At 65.1% G+C, this 15,190-nt stretch carries 17 protein-coding genes; 9 read left to right on the top strand and 8 right to left on the bottom strand.

What is annotated here, in order from left to right:
- Positions 1 to 50: 50 nt before the first annotated feature.
- The 6 genes from MUK72_RS13405 (at position 51) to MUK72_RS13380 (ending at position 5,099) form a co-directional block, all read left to right on the top strand.
- Positions 51 to 452: an NADH-quinone oxidoreductase subunit A gene (locus MUK72_RS13405; RefSeq protein ID WP_004055796.1), complete on the top strand. Its 402-nt coding sequence runs from the start codon at positions 51 to 53 to the stop codon at positions 450 to 452.
- Positions 449 to 1,141 (top strand): NADH-quinone oxidoreductase subunit B, encoded by a 693-nt coding sequence (locus MUK72_RS13400; protein WP_004055795.1) that lies wholly within the window; start codon positions 449 to 451, stop codon positions 1,139 to 1,141. The genes MUK72_RS13405 and MUK72_RS13400 overlap by 4 nt, the downstream gene beginning before the upstream one ends.
- Positions 1,138 to 2,814 (top strand): NADH-quinone oxidoreductase subunit D, encoded by a 1,677-nt coding sequence (locus tag MUK72_RS13395; RefSeq protein WP_244701946.1) that lies wholly within the window; start codon positions 1,138 to 1,140, stop codon positions 2,812 to 2,814. Before MUK72_RS13400 ends, MUK72_RS13395 begins: the two co-directional genes overlap by 4 nt.
- The gene (locus MUK72_RS13390) at positions 2,811 to 3,950 is read left to right on the top strand and encodes a complex I subunit 1/NuoH family protein (protein WP_244701942.1); all 1,140 of its coding nucleotides are present in this window, start codon (positions 2,811 to 2,813) and stop codon (positions 3,948 to 3,950) included. The genes MUK72_RS13395 and MUK72_RS13390 overlap by 4 nt, the downstream gene beginning before the upstream one ends.
- A gap of 10 nt (positions 3,951 to 3,960) precedes the next feature.
- Positions 3,961 to 4,422: a NuoI/complex I 23 kDa subunit family protein gene (locus MUK72_RS13385; RefSeq protein WP_007739051.1), complete on the top strand. Its 462-nt coding sequence runs from the start codon at positions 3,961 to 3,963 to the stop codon at positions 4,420 to 4,422.
- A 68-nt stretch (positions 4,423 to 4,490) separates the two neighbouring features.
- Positions 4,491 to 5,099: a helix-turn-helix domain-containing protein gene (locus MUK72_RS13380; protein WP_244701938.1), complete on the top strand. Its 609-nt coding sequence runs from the start codon at positions 4,491 to 4,493 to the stop codon at positions 5,097 to 5,099.
- Positions 5,100 to 5,171: 72 nt separating this feature from the next.
- On the opposite strand, the gene MUK72_RS13375 is transcribed toward MUK72_RS13380, so the two are convergent.
- Genes MUK72_RS13375 through gatC form a run of 3 tightly spaced genes read right to left on the bottom strand, consistent with a single transcriptional unit; the run spans position 5,172 to position 7,321 of the window.
- Positions 5,172 to 5,720 carry a plastocyanin/azurin family copper-binding protein gene (locus MUK72_RS13375; protein ID WP_244701924.1) on the bottom strand — a complete coding sequence of 183 codons (549 nt, stop codon included), beginning with the start codon at positions 5,718 to 5,720 and terminating at the stop codon, positions 5,172 to 5,174.
- Positions 5,721 to 5,780: 60 nt separating this feature from the next.
- Positions 5,781 to 7,046: an Asp-tRNA(Asn)/Glu-tRNA(Gln) amidotransferase subunit GatA gene (gene gatA / locus MUK72_RS13370; RefSeq protein WP_244701921.1), complete on the bottom strand. Its 1,266-nt coding sequence runs from the start codon at positions 7,044 to 7,046 to the stop codon at positions 5,781 to 5,783.
- A complete protein-coding gene (gene gatC / locus MUK72_RS13365; RefSeq protein ID WP_244701918.1) occupies positions 7,043 to 7,321 on the bottom strand; it encodes an Asp-tRNA(Asn)/Glu-tRNA(Gln) amidotransferase subunit GatC in 279 nt (92 codons plus the stop codon). Before gatC ends, gatA begins: the two co-directional genes overlap by 4 nt.
- A gap of 83 nt (positions 7,322 to 7,404) precedes the next feature.
- Between gatC and MUK72_RS13360 the strand changes: the two genes are divergently transcribed.
- Complete coding sequence (locus MUK72_RS13360; protein ID WP_244701915.1) at positions 7,405 to 7,872, top strand: NUDIX hydrolase; 468 nt, start codon at positions 7,405 to 7,407, stop codon at positions 7,870 to 7,872.
- Here the strand turns inward: MUK72_RS13360 and MUK72_RS13355 are convergent, their stop codons facing one another.
- Positions 7,873 to 8,247, bottom strand: coding sequence for a hypothetical protein (locus MUK72_RS13355; RefSeq protein WP_244701913.1), 375 nt, complete (start codon positions 8,245 to 8,247; stop codon positions 7,873 to 7,875).
- A 39-nt stretch (positions 8,248 to 8,286) separates the two neighbouring features.
- The gene (locus tag MUK72_RS13350; protein WP_244705340.1) at positions 8,287 to 8,970 is read right to left on the bottom strand and encodes a PHP domain-containing protein; all 684 of its coding nucleotides are present in this window, start codon (positions 8,968 to 8,970) and stop codon (positions 8,287 to 8,289) included.
- Between the two features lie 143 nt (positions 8,971 to 9,113).
- Here MUK72_RS13350 and purL point away from each other — a divergent pair, with 143 nt between their 5' ends.
- The gene (gene purL / locus MUK72_RS13345) at positions 9,114 to 11,252 is read left to right on the top strand and encodes a phosphoribosylformylglycinamidine synthase subunit PurL (protein WP_244701910.1); all 2,139 of its coding nucleotides are present in this window, start codon (positions 9,114 to 9,116) and stop codon (positions 11,250 to 11,252) included.
- Here the strand turns inward: purL and MUK72_RS13340 are convergent, their stop codons facing one another.
- On the bottom strand, positions 11,253 to 12,140 hold the full coding sequence (locus MUK72_RS13340; RefSeq protein ID WP_244701907.1) for an NAD(P)H-binding protein: 888 nt from the start codon (positions 12,138 to 12,140) through the stop codon (positions 11,253 to 11,255). It lies immediately after the preceding gene.
- 193 nt (positions 12,141 to 12,333) lie between these two features.
- Entirely contained in the window at positions 12,334 to 13,065 is a 732-nt protein-coding gene (locus tag MUK72_RS13335) for an alanyl-tRNA editing protein (RefSeq protein ID WP_244701904.1), read from the bottom strand.
- 105 nt (positions 13,066 to 13,170) lie between these two features.
- Here MUK72_RS13335 and MUK72_RS13330 point away from each other — a divergent pair, with 105 nt between their 5' ends.
- Positions 13,171 to 13,539, top strand: coding sequence for a hypothetical protein (locus MUK72_RS13330; RefSeq protein WP_244701888.1), 369 nt, complete (start codon positions 13,171 to 13,173; stop codon positions 13,537 to 13,539).
- 205 nt (positions 13,540 to 13,744) lie between these two features.
- Here MUK72_RS13330 and MUK72_RS13325 read toward each other — a convergent pair whose 3' ends face one another.
- Positions 13,745 to 15,169 (bottom strand): IS4 family transposase, encoded by a 1,425-nt coding sequence (locus MUK72_RS13325; RefSeq protein ID WP_244701885.1) that lies wholly within the window; start codon positions 15,167 to 15,169, stop codon positions 13,745 to 13,747.
- Between the last annotated feature and the right edge of the window lie 21 nt (positions 15,170 to 15,190).

Raw genomic sequence — 15,190 nt, 5'->3', positions numbered from 1 at the left:
CAATCCTTATGTGAGTGCGCTCCAAAGCGTCGCCACGAGCAACCAAGCACATGAATGAATGGATAGCTGTCGGGGCGCTGGCGTTCGTCGCCATCGCAGTCCCGCTCTCGTTGCTGGGCGTATCGTTCCTGTTGCGACCCAGCGTGCCCGAACAGGGAAAAACGGCCGTCTACGAGTCGGGTGAGGTCCCGACGGGCAACACGCGCATCCGGTTCAACATCCAGTACTACATGGTCGCGCTGTTGTTCCTCGTCTTCGACATCGAGACGGTGCTCATTTTCCCGTGGACGGTCATCTACCGCGACGCCGTACAGAGCGCGGGGCTGGCCGCGGCGCTCGTGCCGATGTTGATCTTCATCGGCGTGCTCGTCGTCGGGCTCGCGTGGGCGTGGCGTAACGGTGCGGTGCAGTGGATCCACAGCCAAAATTCGAACAGTACGACACGACAATGAGTAGCGACAATCAACCTCAGACCGCGGACGCACAGACGACCCAGGAGGCCCGGATGGGTGGCGGGACGGACAACCGGTTCAACTCCAAGCTCAGGAACGCCTTCGGTTCCTCGCCGTTCATCCTCACGAAGTTCGACTCGTTCATGAACTGGGTGCGTGGCTCCTCGATGTTCATGCTCCAGTTCGGCATCGCCTGCTGTTCGATCGAGATGATGCACACCTACGCGGTGAAACACGACCTCGATCGCTTCGGCTCCGGCGTGCCGAGAGCCTCACCGCGACAGGCCGACGTGATCATCGTGCCGGGCACCATCGTCTCGAAGTTCGCCCCGCGGATGAAGCGGGTCTACGACCAGATGCCCGAGCCGAAGTTCGTCGTCTCGATGGGCTCGTGCACCATCTCGGGCGGCCCGTTCCAGAAGGGGTACAACGTCGTCAAGGGTGCCGAGGAGGTCATCCCGGTCGACATCCACGTGCCGGGCTGTCCGCCGCGACCGGAGGCGCTCATCTACGGCGTCGCGAAGCTTCAGGAGCGCATCTCCGAGGGTGAGTCGGCTCCGGTGACGGTCAAGCCGTACGAACTCCAACAGTTCGGCGATCTGGAGAGCGACGAGCTCGTCGACGAGCTCGCCGACGAGATCGATCGGGACACGCTCGTCATGCGGTACAACTGGAACGATTCGCCATGAGTCTGGAACGACCGACCGACCGGACCGACACCGTCGGCGTCACCGAAGAGGGACTCGACTACGACGCGCTCGCCGATCTGCTCGGCGATCGCGTGGTGAGCCGTGAACAGCACCACCACACGGAGGCCTTCACCATCCGGCCCGACGAGGTCCAGGACGTGCTGTTCGCGCTGCGCGATCAGGCGGGCTTCGATCACTGCTCGAACGTCACCGCTCAGGAGTACGAGAACCGCTTCGAGACGATCTATCACCTGAAGAAATACGCCGATCCGACCCAGGAGCTCTCCGTCGTCGTGCCGACGTCGAAGGACAACCCCGTGAGCGAGAGCGCGGAGCCGGTCTATCGGACGGCCGACTGGCACGAGCGCGAGGCCTACGATCTGGTGGGTATCCAGTACGAGGGCCACCCCGATATGCGTCGGATCCTCCTGCCCGAGACGTGGAAAGGCCACCCGATGGGGCTCGACTACAACCAGGAGAAGCCCCAGATCGTCACGCTCGAAGCGCACGCCAACCCGCTCGAAGACGACGAGCACGATGCCGGCGCGGACACGATGTATCTGAACATCGGGCCCCACCACCCGGCGACACACGGCGTGCTCCACATCGAGACGGTGCTCGACGGCGAGCAGGTCGCCCACGTCGAACCCGACATCGGCTATCTCCACCGCTGCGAGGAGCAGATGGCACAGCAGGGCACCTACCGCCACGAGATCATGCCCTATCCCGATCGCTGGGACTACGTTTCGGCCGGCATCCTGAACGAGTGGGCGTACGCCCGCACCGCCGAGGAACTGACCGACCTCGACGTACCCGACTACGCACAGGTCATCCGAACGATGAGCGCCGAGCTCTGCCGGATCGCCGCGCACATGCTCGCGGTCGGCACGTTCGCGCTCGACGTCTACGGGGAGTTCACCGCGACGTTCATGTACGCGTTCCGCGACCGCGAGGTCGTCGAGAACATCCTCGAAGACCTGACGGGCCAGCGGCTGATGTTCAACTACCTCCGGCTCGGTGGCGTGGCCTGGGACCTGCCCGAACCGCGCGAGGCGTTCTTCGAGAAGATCCGGGACTTCCTCGACGGGCTCCCCCACAAGCTCGACGAGTATCACGATCTGCTGACCTCGAACGAAATCTTCCAGCTGCGCTGTGCGAACACCGGCGTGCTCGACGCCGAGACGGCCAAACAGTACGGTGCGACCGGCCCCGTCGCCCGCGCGTCGGGCGTCGACTACGACATCCGGCGCGACGACCCCTACGGCTACTACCCCGAACTCGACTGGGACGTCGTGACCGCCGACGAGGGCGACAACTACGCACGCGTGCTCTGTCGCCTCCAGGAGGTCGAGGAGTCCGCACGCATCATCGACCAGTGTGTCGACCTGCTCGAAGACTGGCCGGAAGACGACCGCGAGATCCAGTCGAACGTGCCGCGGACGCTCCGCCCGGACGACGATGCGGAGATCTACCGTGCCGTCGAGGGCGCGAAGGGCGAGCTCGGCATCTACATCCGGAGCGACGGCACCGACAAGCCGGCCCGGTTCAAGATCCGCAGCCCGGCGTTCTCGAACCTGCAGACGCTGCCGGAGCTCGCCGTCGGCGAGTACGTGCCGGATCTGATCGCGTCGCTCGCGAGCCTCGATATCGTCTTGGGTGAGGTCGATCGATGAGCGTCTCGGAGATCGTCTTCCAGGCGGGCAACGCCACGAACGGCTCCGGGGCGGCGAACGCGACGAACGCCTCGGCGGCCGGCGGCGGACAGACGTTCCCCGAGATCCTGAGCGGGCTGCTCGGTCTCGGTCCCAACCCCGATCCCGGACTACAGTTCCTGTTCGCGGTCGTCGGCGCGACGTTGATCGCCGTGCTCTTCCTGACGATCGCCGCCGTCGGCGGTATCTGGGGCAAGCGGAAGATCACGGCCGCGTTCACCGACCGGATCGCGGTCAACCGGGTCGGCCCGTTCGGCCTGCTGATCATCGTCGCCGACGCGGTGCGACTGCTCTCGAAGGAAGTCATCATCCCCGACAGCGTCGATCGTCCGGCGTTCGACATCGCGCCGATGGTGCTGCCGTTTTCGGCGCTGTTGGGCTTCGCGGTGATCCCGCTGGGCAGCGGGCTGCAGCTGGCCGACCCGGAGACGGGCTTCGTGTTCGTCTTCGCGGCCTCCTCGCTCGCCTCGCTCGGACTCCTGATGTCCGGCTACTCGTCGAACAACAAGTACTCGTTCCTCGGCGGGCTGCGCGCGCTCGCACAGAACCTCGCCTACGAGATCCCGCTGGTGGTGACGGGCGCGTCGGTCGTCCTCTTTACCGGTACGCTCAAGCTGAGTGAGGTCGTCGCCGTCCAGAGTCAGCCGCTGCTGACGATCGGCGGGCTGACGATCCCCTCGTGGTTCGCGTTCGTCAACCCGTTCGCGTTCGTGCTGTTCCTGATCGCGAACCTCGCGGAGGTCGGCCGTAACCCGTTCGACACGCCGGAAGCGCCGGGCGAGCTGGTGGCGGGCTACATGACCGAGTATTCGGGCGCGTACTTCGTGCTGCTCTATCTCGGCGAGTTCCTCCACATCTTCCTCGGTGGTGCAATCATCGCGACGCTGTTCCTCGGCGGCCCGGCCGGACCGGTGCTGCCGGGGCTCGTCTGGATGGTCATCAAGATCCTCGCGGTGTATCTGTTCACCCAGTGGATGCGCTCGGCGATGCCGCGCGTTCGTATCGACCAGATGATCGAGATCGGTTGGAAAGGCCTGCTCGTGATGAGCTTTGCCAACCTCGTGCTCACGGCGATCCTCGTGGGCGTGATCGCCTAACTACAAACCCATGATCGGACTCCTCAAATCGATGGCGACGACGATGAGACACGCACTCGACGGCTCGACGTTCACCGTCGAATATCCCGATACCGCACCCGAAGTCAGCCCCCGTTTCCGTGGGGTGCACAAGTTCAGCCAGGAGCGCTGTATCTGGTGTCGGCAGTGTGAGAACGTCTGCCCGAACGACACCATCCAGATCGTGATGGACGAACAGCGCAACGGCGAGCAGTACAACCTCCACATCGGGCAGTGTATCTACTGCCGGCTCTGTGAGGAGGTCTGCCCCGTCGACGCGATCCTCCTGACCCAGAACTTCGAGTTCACGGCCGACACGAAGGACGAGTTCGCACTCAACAAAGAAGAGCTGAAGAACGTTCCCTGGTACAAGGATATCGACCCGCTCGAAGCCCGCGAGCCCGATCGCGGCGGGTGGGTCGGCGAGGGCGAGGGCGAACTCGACTACCAGTAGCCGTCGGCTGCAGGAATATTTATATGATGGCGGTTCATTTCACCGATAAGCGGAGCGTGTGAAACGAGATGCCAACGACCGACACCACAGACACGGCGACCGAGACGACGGACACAGAGAGTGAAACGACAGGGACGACGACCGAGACCACGGAGAACGGCACGGCGCAAGCGACTGCAACGAACGAGTCCACGACCAACGGTACTGCAACAGCGACCGAAACCACAGGGACAGCGACCGAGACGGGGACGACGGCTGAAACCACGGAAACGGCAACCGAAACGACGAACACGACGACCGGAACCGAGACCACGACAACTGAGAGCACTACTACAGCGACCGAGACGGAGACGACGACCGAGACCACGGACACGGAGAGCGACGCCGACGCGGAGCTGGCCGCGTTCGCCGGGCAATCGTCGACACGGACGGCGGTGCTCGAACGACTCGTCACCGGGCCGGCGAACGCCGGCGATATCGCCACGCGTGACCCGCCGAACGTCGAGGACATGCGCGGCATCACGGGCAAGCTGAGCGTCAGTAAAACCCGATCCTCGATCGAGACACTCCGTGATCGCGGGCTGGTCGAACTGCTCGTCGATGGCGAAACGCCCATCTACAGTCTCACTGCCAAGGGCGAGCGGATACTGTTCGAGATCGAGCGGGACGACGGCTGAACGACGCTCGCCTATCGTCGCTGCGGTTTTCACGACTCTCTCGATCACTGCAACCGAGCGCCGCCGGCAGCGCTACTCGGCGCTGCCTTCGAAATCGCCGCCGTAGCGCATGAAGAAGTAGGCGAGCCCGAGCGTCGAGAGCAGGAACGTCGACGCGGCGACGCCGAGCTGTTTGGCGAACCCGGGGATCGCGGGTTCGGAAGAACCGCTACTGCCACCACCCTCCTGAACGATGATGGTTCCGGTCATGCCGGCCGACTCGTGGGGATCACAGACGTAGCTGTGTTCGCCGGTCTCCTGAAACGGTGACGTGGTGAAGCTGAATCCCTTGTCCTCGATCGGCTGATGGCCCCAATCGCCGTCGTCGGGATGGACGTTGTGTCCATCGGACTCCCAGGAGAACTTCACGGGCGTGCCGGGCGCGATCGTCAGTTCGGCGGGCTCGAACGAGAGCGAGCCACCGGGTCCGACCTTCACCGTTTTCGCCGAGCCGCCGCCTGATCCCTCCGAGTCCTCCTGGGCCGCGGCCGTCCCGCTCGCGCCGGCGACGGCCGCCGTTCCCGCGGCCGTCCTGAGGAAGCCCCGTCGACTCACGCTGCCATCGGCGTCGGTATCGTCCATGCTTCACTCTCACGGGGCGACGCTACTGAACATTACGATGGCCGTCGGTCGAGAAGCGGGCTATTCGAGTGCGCTCGCGGCCCGAATCACGGCGCGTTCGCCGAAGGCCGGGCCGACGAACTGTGCGCCGACGGGCAGGCCGTCGGCGGTGCCGGCCGGCACCGAGATCGCCGGGAGGTCGGCGAGGTTCACGGGGACGGTGTTGGCGTCCATGAGGTAGTGCTGGAGCGGGTCGTCCAGACTCTCGCCGAGTTTCGGCGGCAGGACGGGCATCGTCGGCGATGCGAGCACGTCCGCTTGCTCGAAGGCGGCATCGAACTCCTGCTTGATCCACGCGCGCGTGTCCTGGGCCTTCTCGTAGTATTTGTCGTGATAGCCCGCCGATAGCGCGTACGTGCCGAGCAGGACCCGGCGTTTCACTTCGGGGCCGAACCCCGCTTCGCGCGCTCGCGCGAACGCGTCGTTCCAGTCGCCGTCGAACCCGCCCGAGATCCCGTAGCGAACGCCGTCGAACCGTGCGAGGTTCGAGGAGGCCTCGGACATGGCGATGACGTAGTACGCCCGCACGGCGTGGGCGAGCGAGTCGAGTTCGATCTCTCGGATCTCCGCCCCTCTCTCTTCGAGTTCCGCGATGCGCTCCTCGAAGACCGCCGCGACGCGCTCGTCGGCCCCGTCGACGAGATCGGTGAGAACGCCGATCGTCGTCCCGTCGATATCGCCGTCGGCGGCGCTCGCGTAGTCCGTGTCCGCGCCCTCCGAGCGGGTCGTCGCGTCGCGCTCGTCCGGGCCGGCGATGACGTCGAGCAGTTCGGCCGCTTTTTCGACCGTGGGCGCGAGCGGACCGACCTGTTCGAGCGAGTTGGCGTAGGCGACGAGCCCGTACCGCGAGACCAGCCCGTAGGTCGGTTTGATGCCGACGACGCCGCAGAAGGCGGCCGGACAGCGCACCGAGCCACCGGTATCGGTACCGAGCGCGAGATCGGCCTCGCCGGCGGCGACGGCGGCCGCGCTCCCGCCCGAGGAGCCACCCGGAACCCGCTCCTCGTCGACGGGGTTCGTGGTCGGGCCGAAATGGGAGCTCTCGGTCGTCGTCCCCATCCCGAACTCGTCCATGTTCGTCTTCCCGACGACCGTCGCCCCCGACGCTTTGAGGCGCTCGATCACGGTCGCGTCGTAGGGCGGGACGTACTCGGCAAGCATTGCCGAGCCGCAGGTCGTGCGGGTGCCCGCTGTGCTGATGTTGTCCTTGACGGCGATCCGCTGGCCGTCGAGTGAGCCGTCGCCGTCGCTTTCGATCTCCGTTCGGGTGATGAAGGCGTCGCTCATCCGACCGGCGGCCCCTCGAAGTAGCCGTCCTCGGTTTCCGGTGCGTTTCGAAGCGCTTCGTCCTGGGAGAGACTCTCGCGTGCCTCGTCGGTCCGCAGGACGTTGACGAGCTCCGGATCGGCATCGACTTCCGGAACCTCGTCGAGCGTCTCGAAGTAGTCGAGCACGTCGGCGAACTGCGCGGCGAACGCCTCGGCTTCGTCCTCGTCGAGGTCGACCCGTGCGAGGTCGGCGACGTGGGCCACCGTCGCCGGGTCGACGCTCGCATCGCTCATACGGAGAGGGGGTGAGCGCCACCACTAAGCGTTTCGAAAGCGGACTCCGCAATACCGAAAGCCACCGGCCGTTTTCGTTCCGCATGGAGACGACCCGGCATTTCACTGCGACGGTCTATCTCGTCAACGAGGGAGCGACGGCGCTCCACCAGCATCCGAAACTGGGCATTCGCCTTCCGCCCGGCGGGCACGTCGACCGCGACGAGCTGCCCCACGAGGCCGGCCTGCGCGAGGTGCGCGAGGAGACGGGACTGGACGCCGACCTCCTCGGGAGCGCGCCAGCGATCGACGCGCCGGCCGGCCGCGCGCTCCCGCAACCGCGCTATCAGATGCTCTACGACATCGACGTCCATCCGGATGGCCAGGTGAGCCACCAGCACATCGACTTCGTCTACTTCGCGCGCGTCGGGAGTCGGACCATCGCTCCCGACGGTGACAACGAACCGGGATCGAACGCGTGGCAATGGTACACGCCAGCGGACCTCCGTGCGAGCGATATCGACGCCGACACGGTGGCGATCGGCTGTGAGGCGATCGCGGCGGCCGAATAGTCACCGCCTGGCGTCCGCGGGCGCTTCGAGATCGAACTGCCAGTACAGCACGAACAAGCCGGCATACACCCCAGCCCACGCGTACCATCCGGCTGGCTTCTGACGAACGACTGGATCGATCGCCCAGAACGCGAACAGCAACGCCGCAAACCCGATCCATCTCAGGCGACTCTCGTCGCGGTTCCGGATATCACGGAGGTAGTCGATCACGCCGACGATGCCGAGCACTCCCCAGCAGAGTCCTCGTCGTTTCGGCATCGAGCGCCCCTCCGTTTTGGCCTCCCGATAGGCGTACTGGCCGACGAGCGTCCAGAAAAACAGGAAGAGGACGCCGGCCGTAAGGAGCCGCCTGCCGAACGCGCCGAGCCACTCCATGCCCGTCTATACGACCGTCATCGAAATAACTGCTCGGGCCTACAGCAGGCTCGCGAGTCGGTTCTTGATACGGCGTTTGACGCCGCCGGCGGCCTGTCGGAAGCTGATATGCCACGGCGTGCGCTTGCCGGTGGTTTCGGTGCGTCCGTCCCGTATCCCGTCGAGAATCCCGGCGACCGTGTGGTCGGTCGTGTCGACTTTCGTCACGGCCTGGCCGACCATCTCGGCGATGTGGGCATCGCTGCCCGCTGTCATCGGGAGATCGTGCGAGCGGGCGAACCGTCCAGCGCGGCGGTTCGAGCGGCCGGTCAGCAGCCGGGAGTTGTAGATCTCGATGGCGTCGGCGCTGGCCAGCTCCTCGCTCGTGATATGCGGGGCGACGCCGCTGCGCGAGCGCTGGAAGGGGTGGGGAACGACCGCGATGCCACCCTGGTCATGGATGTGGTCGATCGTCTCGGTAAAGGGGAGCCCGGCCGGCACGCGCTCGTGGATGCCGAGCGCGAGGACGTGGCCGGCGGCGCTCGTCACCTCGGAGCCGGGGATGCCGACGAGTCCGTAGTCGGCGGCGCGGTCGGCGGCCGCGAGGCTCGCGTCGATCTCGTCGTGGTCGGTCACCGCGAGCGCGTCGAGCCCGACGGCGTCGGCCTGCGAGAGCAGCAGTTCGACGGGATCACGGCCGTCGAAGGACAGTTCGGAGTGGCAGTGAAGCTCGGCCGACAGCACGGCGCGGGCTCCGGGCGCTGGCACGAAAAGCCCCCCGGTATCGCCGTCGTGGACGAGTCGATCGCATAGCCCGTGTCGCCGACGCCCCCCGGAGCCGCCCGACTCATCGCAAGCGATTTGGCTGGGGTCCCGAACGGGGAGATATGTCCCTCTCCGCGCCCGATCGCGAACGCGTCGTCGAGGAGCTCGGCCGCGAACCGACGCGCGCCGAGGCCGCGCTGTTCGAAAACCTCTGGAGCGAACACTGTGCCTATCGCTCCTCGCGCCCGCTGCTGTCGGCGTTCGAGAGCGAAGGCGAACAGGTCGTCATCGGTCCGGGCGACGACGCCGCCGTGGTCGCGCTGCCGGACGACGAACTGTACGTCACGTTCGGCATCGAGAGCCACAACCACCCTTCCTACGTCGATCCCTACGACGGCGCGGCCACGGGCGTCGGCGGCATCGTTCGCGACACGCTCTCGATGGGCGCGTACCCGATCGCGCTGCTCGATTCGCTGTATTTCGGCGAATTCGACCGCGAACACTCACAGTACCTTTTCGACGGCGTCGTCGAGGGGATCGCCGACTACGGCAACGCGATCGGCGTGCCGACGGTCGGCGGCAGCCTCGCCTTCCACGAGGGCTACGAGGGCAACCCGCTCGTCAACGTCGCCTGCGTTGGCCTTCTCCCGCCCGATCGACTGCTCACCGCCGAGGCCCAGCGCACGGGCAACGAGCTCGTCCTCGTCGGCAACGCGACGGGACGCGATGGATTGGGCGGAGCGAGCTTCGCGAGCGAGGATCTCGGCGAGGACGCCGCGACCGAGGACCGCCCGGCGGTCCAGGTCGGCGATCCCTACGCCGAAAAACGACTGATCGAGGCGAACGAGGCCCTCATCGACGAATCCCTCGTCGAGTCGGCGCGCGATCTCGGTGCGGCGGGACTCGGCGGAGCCTCCTCGGAACTCGTCGCCAAGGGCGAGTTCGGCGCGCGGATCGACCTCGAAGCCGTCCATCAGCGCGAACCGGAGATGAACGCGCTCGAAATCCTGCTCGCCGAATCGCAGGAGCGGATGTGCTACGAGGTCGCCCCCGAGAACACCGAGCGCGTCGCCGCGATCGCCGCCCGCTTCGATCTCGGCTGTTCGGTCATCGGCGAGATCACCGACGGGAATTACAGTTGCACCTTCGACGGGGAGACCGTCGTCGACGTTCCCGCCGAGTTCCTCGCCGACGGCGCGCCGGCGAACGATCTCCCTACCGAACGACCCGTGGAGCCGACCCGCGACCTCCCCGAGACGGCACTCGACACAGCGTTCGAGCGCGTCATCGGCGATCCGAACACCGCGAGCCGCGAGTGGGTCTATCGCCAGTACGACCACGAGGTCGGCCTCCGTACCGCCCGCGGTCCCGGCGACGATAGTGCCGTGCTGGCGATCCAGGAGACGGGAACGGGGCTCGCGCTGTCGGCGGGTGCTGAGCCGAACTGGACGGCCACCGATCCCCATGCGGGTGCACGTGCGATCGCGCTCGAAAACGCCACCAACCTCGCCGCGAAGGGCGCAACACCGCTCGCGGCGGTCGACTGCCTCAACGGTGGCAATCCCGAAAAGCAGGACGTCTACGGCGGGTTCTCGGCCATCGTCGACGGACTCGCGGGGATGTGCGAGACGCTCTCGGTGCCGGTCGTCGGCGGCAACGTCTCGCTCTACAACGACTCGGCGGCGGGCGCGATCCCGCCGACCCCGACGATCGCGATGCTTGGCGCGCGCGACGGCTACGACGCGCCGCCGACCGACCTCACGGGCGACGGAACGCTTCTGGTGATTGGTGATCGTGTGCTCGCTGGCCACGAGGCGGGGCTCGGCGGTTCGGCGTATCTCGACACCACCGGCGGCACGGATCGTTTCCCGACGTTGCCCGAGGAGCCGCACGCGCTCGTCGAGACGCTCGCCGACGTGGCGAACCAGGAGGGAACGCGCGCGGTCCACGACGCGAGCCACGGCGGTCTCGCGGTGACGCTCGCCGAGATGGTTTCGCCGGCTGCGGGCGCGGACGTGGAACTCGACGGCCCGGCAAGCACCGCCGAACAGCTCTTTCACGAGCAGCCGGGGCGGGCCGTCGTCGAGACGACGAGCCCCGACGCGGTCCGAGAGGCGTTCGCGGGCGTCGCTCCCGTCCACGAGATCGGCACGGCGACCGATACGGGCCGGCTCGCTCTCACGACCGACGATGGCGAACTGTCGATCGCGGCCGGAACGATCGCCGAGCGACGGGCGGTGCTCGACCGCGCGATGGACTGATCAGTCGCCGGCGATCGCCCGTTCGATGGCCGCATCGAGCGGCGTGTGCGCGACCGAGACGAGCTCGTCGATCCCGCCGTTTCTGACGACGACCGTGTTGTCGAGCCCGGCCATCAGCGGCGCGACGACGGTCTCGGGAATGCCGGTGAACAGGGCGAGCCAATGTGCTGCGAGGCGTTCGCTCAGCCACGGAACGGCGGCGACGAACAGCCGGTGGCCGTACGCCCGCGCCATGCGCCGCAGCAGATCGGCGTAACTGAGCACCGCCGGCCCGCCGATATCGAACGATCGCCCGCGGGTTTCCGGTGCGTCGAGCACCGCGGCGAGATAGCCGACGACGTCGTCGATCGCGATCGGCTGACAGTTCGTCCGTGCTGCCGTCGGGAGCGGGAGGACGAACACGCGCGGGAGATGGGCGACGAACCGGCGCACCATCTCGAAGCTCGCCCCGCCAGCACCGACGATGACCGCCGCTCGGAGCACGGTGAGATCGTAGTCGCCGGCGGCGAGCAGCCGCTCGACCTCGTGGCGCGAGCGGAGATGTGGCGAGAGCGCGTCGGAATCACGGCCGAGACCGCCGAGATAGATCACCTGCGAACAGTCGGCGGCATCCGCCGCGCGGGCGAAGTTGTGTGCCGCCCGCCGGTCGCGCGCGACGAAATCGGCCGCGTCCATCGAGTGGACGAGATAGTACGCCGCTTCGCAGCCCTCGAACGCCGCCTCGAAACTGCCCGCATCGAGCAGATCACCCTCGACGACGCGCGCCGGCGGACCGTCGTAGCGCTCGGCGTCGCGGGTGAGCACGGTGAGGTCGTGACCGGCCGCGGCGAGAGCGGGGAGCAGCCGTCCGCCGACGAACCCCGTCGCACCGGTCACCAGAACGCGCATGTCTCACCGAGCACGTCCGTCCGCATAGCTCCTCTCACTCGCGGTGCTAGCGGAAACGGAAAGCGGGGACGAAGGTGGAGAGGGGTGTGATGATGCCAGGCAACGGAGTCGCCCCCGCTGGCGCGGAGCCATTCCGGCTCCGATCCGAACTGGTTCGGGTGTTGTAATAAGTTTTGTGTGCATACGAACCCGATCACGCTCGCTCCGGCCCGTCGAGCACGAACTCGATGCGCTCGGTGTCGGCACCCTTCGAGCTCCGATCGACGATCGTCAGCTCGCCGAGTTCGCCGAGCCGATCGACGTGCGTCCCGCCGCAGGGACAGACGTCGACGTCGCCGATCGTGACCGCCCGCAGCGGGTCGACATCGTCGGGGATCAGATCGAGATTCGACCGGCCGTCGGGCGTTTCGGCTTCGAGGGCTGCTCGCGGGCGGTTCTCCTTCTCGACCGGGAGGTCCTGTTCGATCAGGGCGTTCGCGCGCTCCTCGATGGCGCGGAGATCGCTCTCGTCGAATTCCGCCGGCGCGAAATCGATCCGTGCGCGGTCGGCGTGGATCCGATTGCCGGCGGTGCTCGCGCCGTACTCGTCGAGGACGACCTTCGAGACGACGTGCTGGGCGGTGTGATAGCGCATGTGCGCGTGGCGACGTTCCCAGTCGATTTCGCCGTGGATGGTCACGCCTGCTTCCGGGAGATCGCCCTCGATCGTATGTCGGATCTCGCCGTGATCCTTCCTGACGTCGACGACGCGGCCCTCACCGCCCTCGAACGAGAGGCGACCGTGGTCGGGTGGCTGTCCGCCGCCTTCCTTGTAGAACAGCGTTCGGTCGAGCACGACCGTTCCGTTCGATTCGTCGACGTCCTCGACGCGGGCGTCGAACTCGCGGCGATAGTCGTCGTCCGGCAGATAGAGCTGTTCGGTCACAGGAGTGTCAACGGCACGCACGACTATGGATCTGTTCGCCGGACGACGCCGGTCGCTGACGAGCGTCTGACGGGGTATTATATAGCTGGATTCATATCCGGAACTATGTCGCGTCGCCACCGCCGCCTCGACTCCTCGGGGACACTTGCCGGTGTGAATCGTCTACGCGAGCGCATGGACGCGGTCGACCGCGCCAGCGTCGTCGGCAGCGCACCGATCATCGCCGGCACGGGGTTCGTGTTGAGCCGCGCGGTCGCCATCGTTCTCGCCGGTGCGTCCGGAATCACCTTCCTCTGGGGACTGGTCATCGGTCTCGCCTTCGCCACCGCCGGCATCGTCGTGCTCGCCTCGACCGAAACCGACTCCGGACTGGGCCGTTCCACCCAGCACGTCGAACGGATCCCGTTCGAGACGGCCGGCGGCGTCATGCTGCTCTCGCTGCTCACCGGCGTCGTCCTCGGCGCAGTTCTTTGACATCCTCCCCGCCCTGAAGGGCTGTCTCTTACCCATAACTCAGCGTTCTCAAGATAAATCATCTAATTCTGGTTTGAAGATATGAAATTAGTCAATATACTCTCACGAGTAAGACAGACTCACGGTTTCGAACAGGAATCAGTCTGCAAAACGGGGAATTATCTGAGTTCACAGTGAGTTCAGCTGAATGAGCGGCCGCTGGCGCTCATTCAGCACCGAGTTCGTAGCCTTCAGCCCACATCCGGAGCTTCTGAAGCCCTTTCCACATCGTCTGCCATCCTGGTGGAGGATCAGAGCCACGGTCCAGATATCCGCCAAGCTTCGCTACACTTACAGCGTAGGCTTTGCCGTTTTGACCGCTCAGTTCTGGAAATTTCGTTTCCAGAACTGCGCGCTCGGCCTCGCTCAACAAGACTTCTGGAGCAACCGATGGTTCTCCACGAGCTAGTTCTCGTAACTCCAGTACCTTCCACGCGATCACTGAGTACACACTCAGTAACACCTCCATACGCTCCCACGTCTGAAGTTGACGTTCTTCGAACCCACAGCCAGTCTTCAACGCTTTATGCCAATCTTCGATTCGCCAGCGAGCACGGTAATACTCAATGATGGTTAGAGCATCGTCGAAGTCTTCGACCGATTCAGTGGTGAGTAACACCCACTGAATCGGGTCATCGCTCTCGCTGATCTCGTCGATTCTCACGACGTTCACCGTGACCGGATCTTTACCAGCAGAATCGTTCCGGGGTGGAAGAAGGTCACATGTTCCTGTTGCAATCGACAACTCTGCTTGCCGTGCCTGTCTTCCGCCACCTTGCTGGATCTCGATGGTCGTGCGACCTTCCTGAGGAAGGTCGCCACTCCAGTCGAAGAGTTTGTCTAACTCACCGTCGTCCGTGTGTATCCGTCGATTTTGATTGGCTCGGACAACAAAGCCAGTGTTGTCCATCGTTTTGTTGAGTTCAGTGTACAACGAGAATGCGTCTCCGCCTCGGTCGTGGACGAAAATCGGCCGCACGTCTTCGGGAAGCCACTCGGTGGCTTCCCTGTCACCACGAATCCATTTCTCCTGTTCATTCTCAAGGAGAATTGACTCATCTTTCCCATTCGTGTCGTACGTATTGCCTGATTGTTGGTCTTCGATCAGCACCTGCTGATCGATGATCCCAGTCATACGCTGTGTTTCCGGGAGAATTCCAACCGAGGTATGGACTTTGACGCCTTCAACATCGATGTCAGCAGAGCTAATGTCACCAAGGCCCTCTTTAGCTGGGTGGCGAGGAAAGGTGAGATAGGTGGTGTCGGAGACGACCAACAGCTCGTCTCCGTCACCCAACCGTGAGTGCTGTGTTTGCTTGTGAGCAGAGAGAACCTCGTTGGGTTCCACACTGTCATTATCGCAGAATCGGTATGTAGCCTTTGTGGAGGCCCAGTCTTCGCAGGCGGCTGGGATGGACTCGGCAGGTGAACTGCCGAGTTCATCACCGATCTGGACTAATCGATCCGTGAGACGCTTATCGCCGAGATCAGCCGCCCGAAACTCCGTACGAATCCAATCTGATACATCCATATCATACAGTTCGCCATTCTCATCCAGTTTCGGTCGCCACCCCCTCGAACGACGCTCCATCTTTCGGTCTCAGTTCGTCAG

It is taken from the genome of Halococcus dombrowskii (genome assembly GCF_022870485.1).
In the GTDB taxonomy this organism is placed as follows: Archaea; Halobacteriota; Halobacteria; order Halobacteriales; family Halococcaceae; genus Halococcus; species Halococcus morrhuae.
This window is presented reverse-complemented; position numbering and strand designations above follow the sequence as displayed.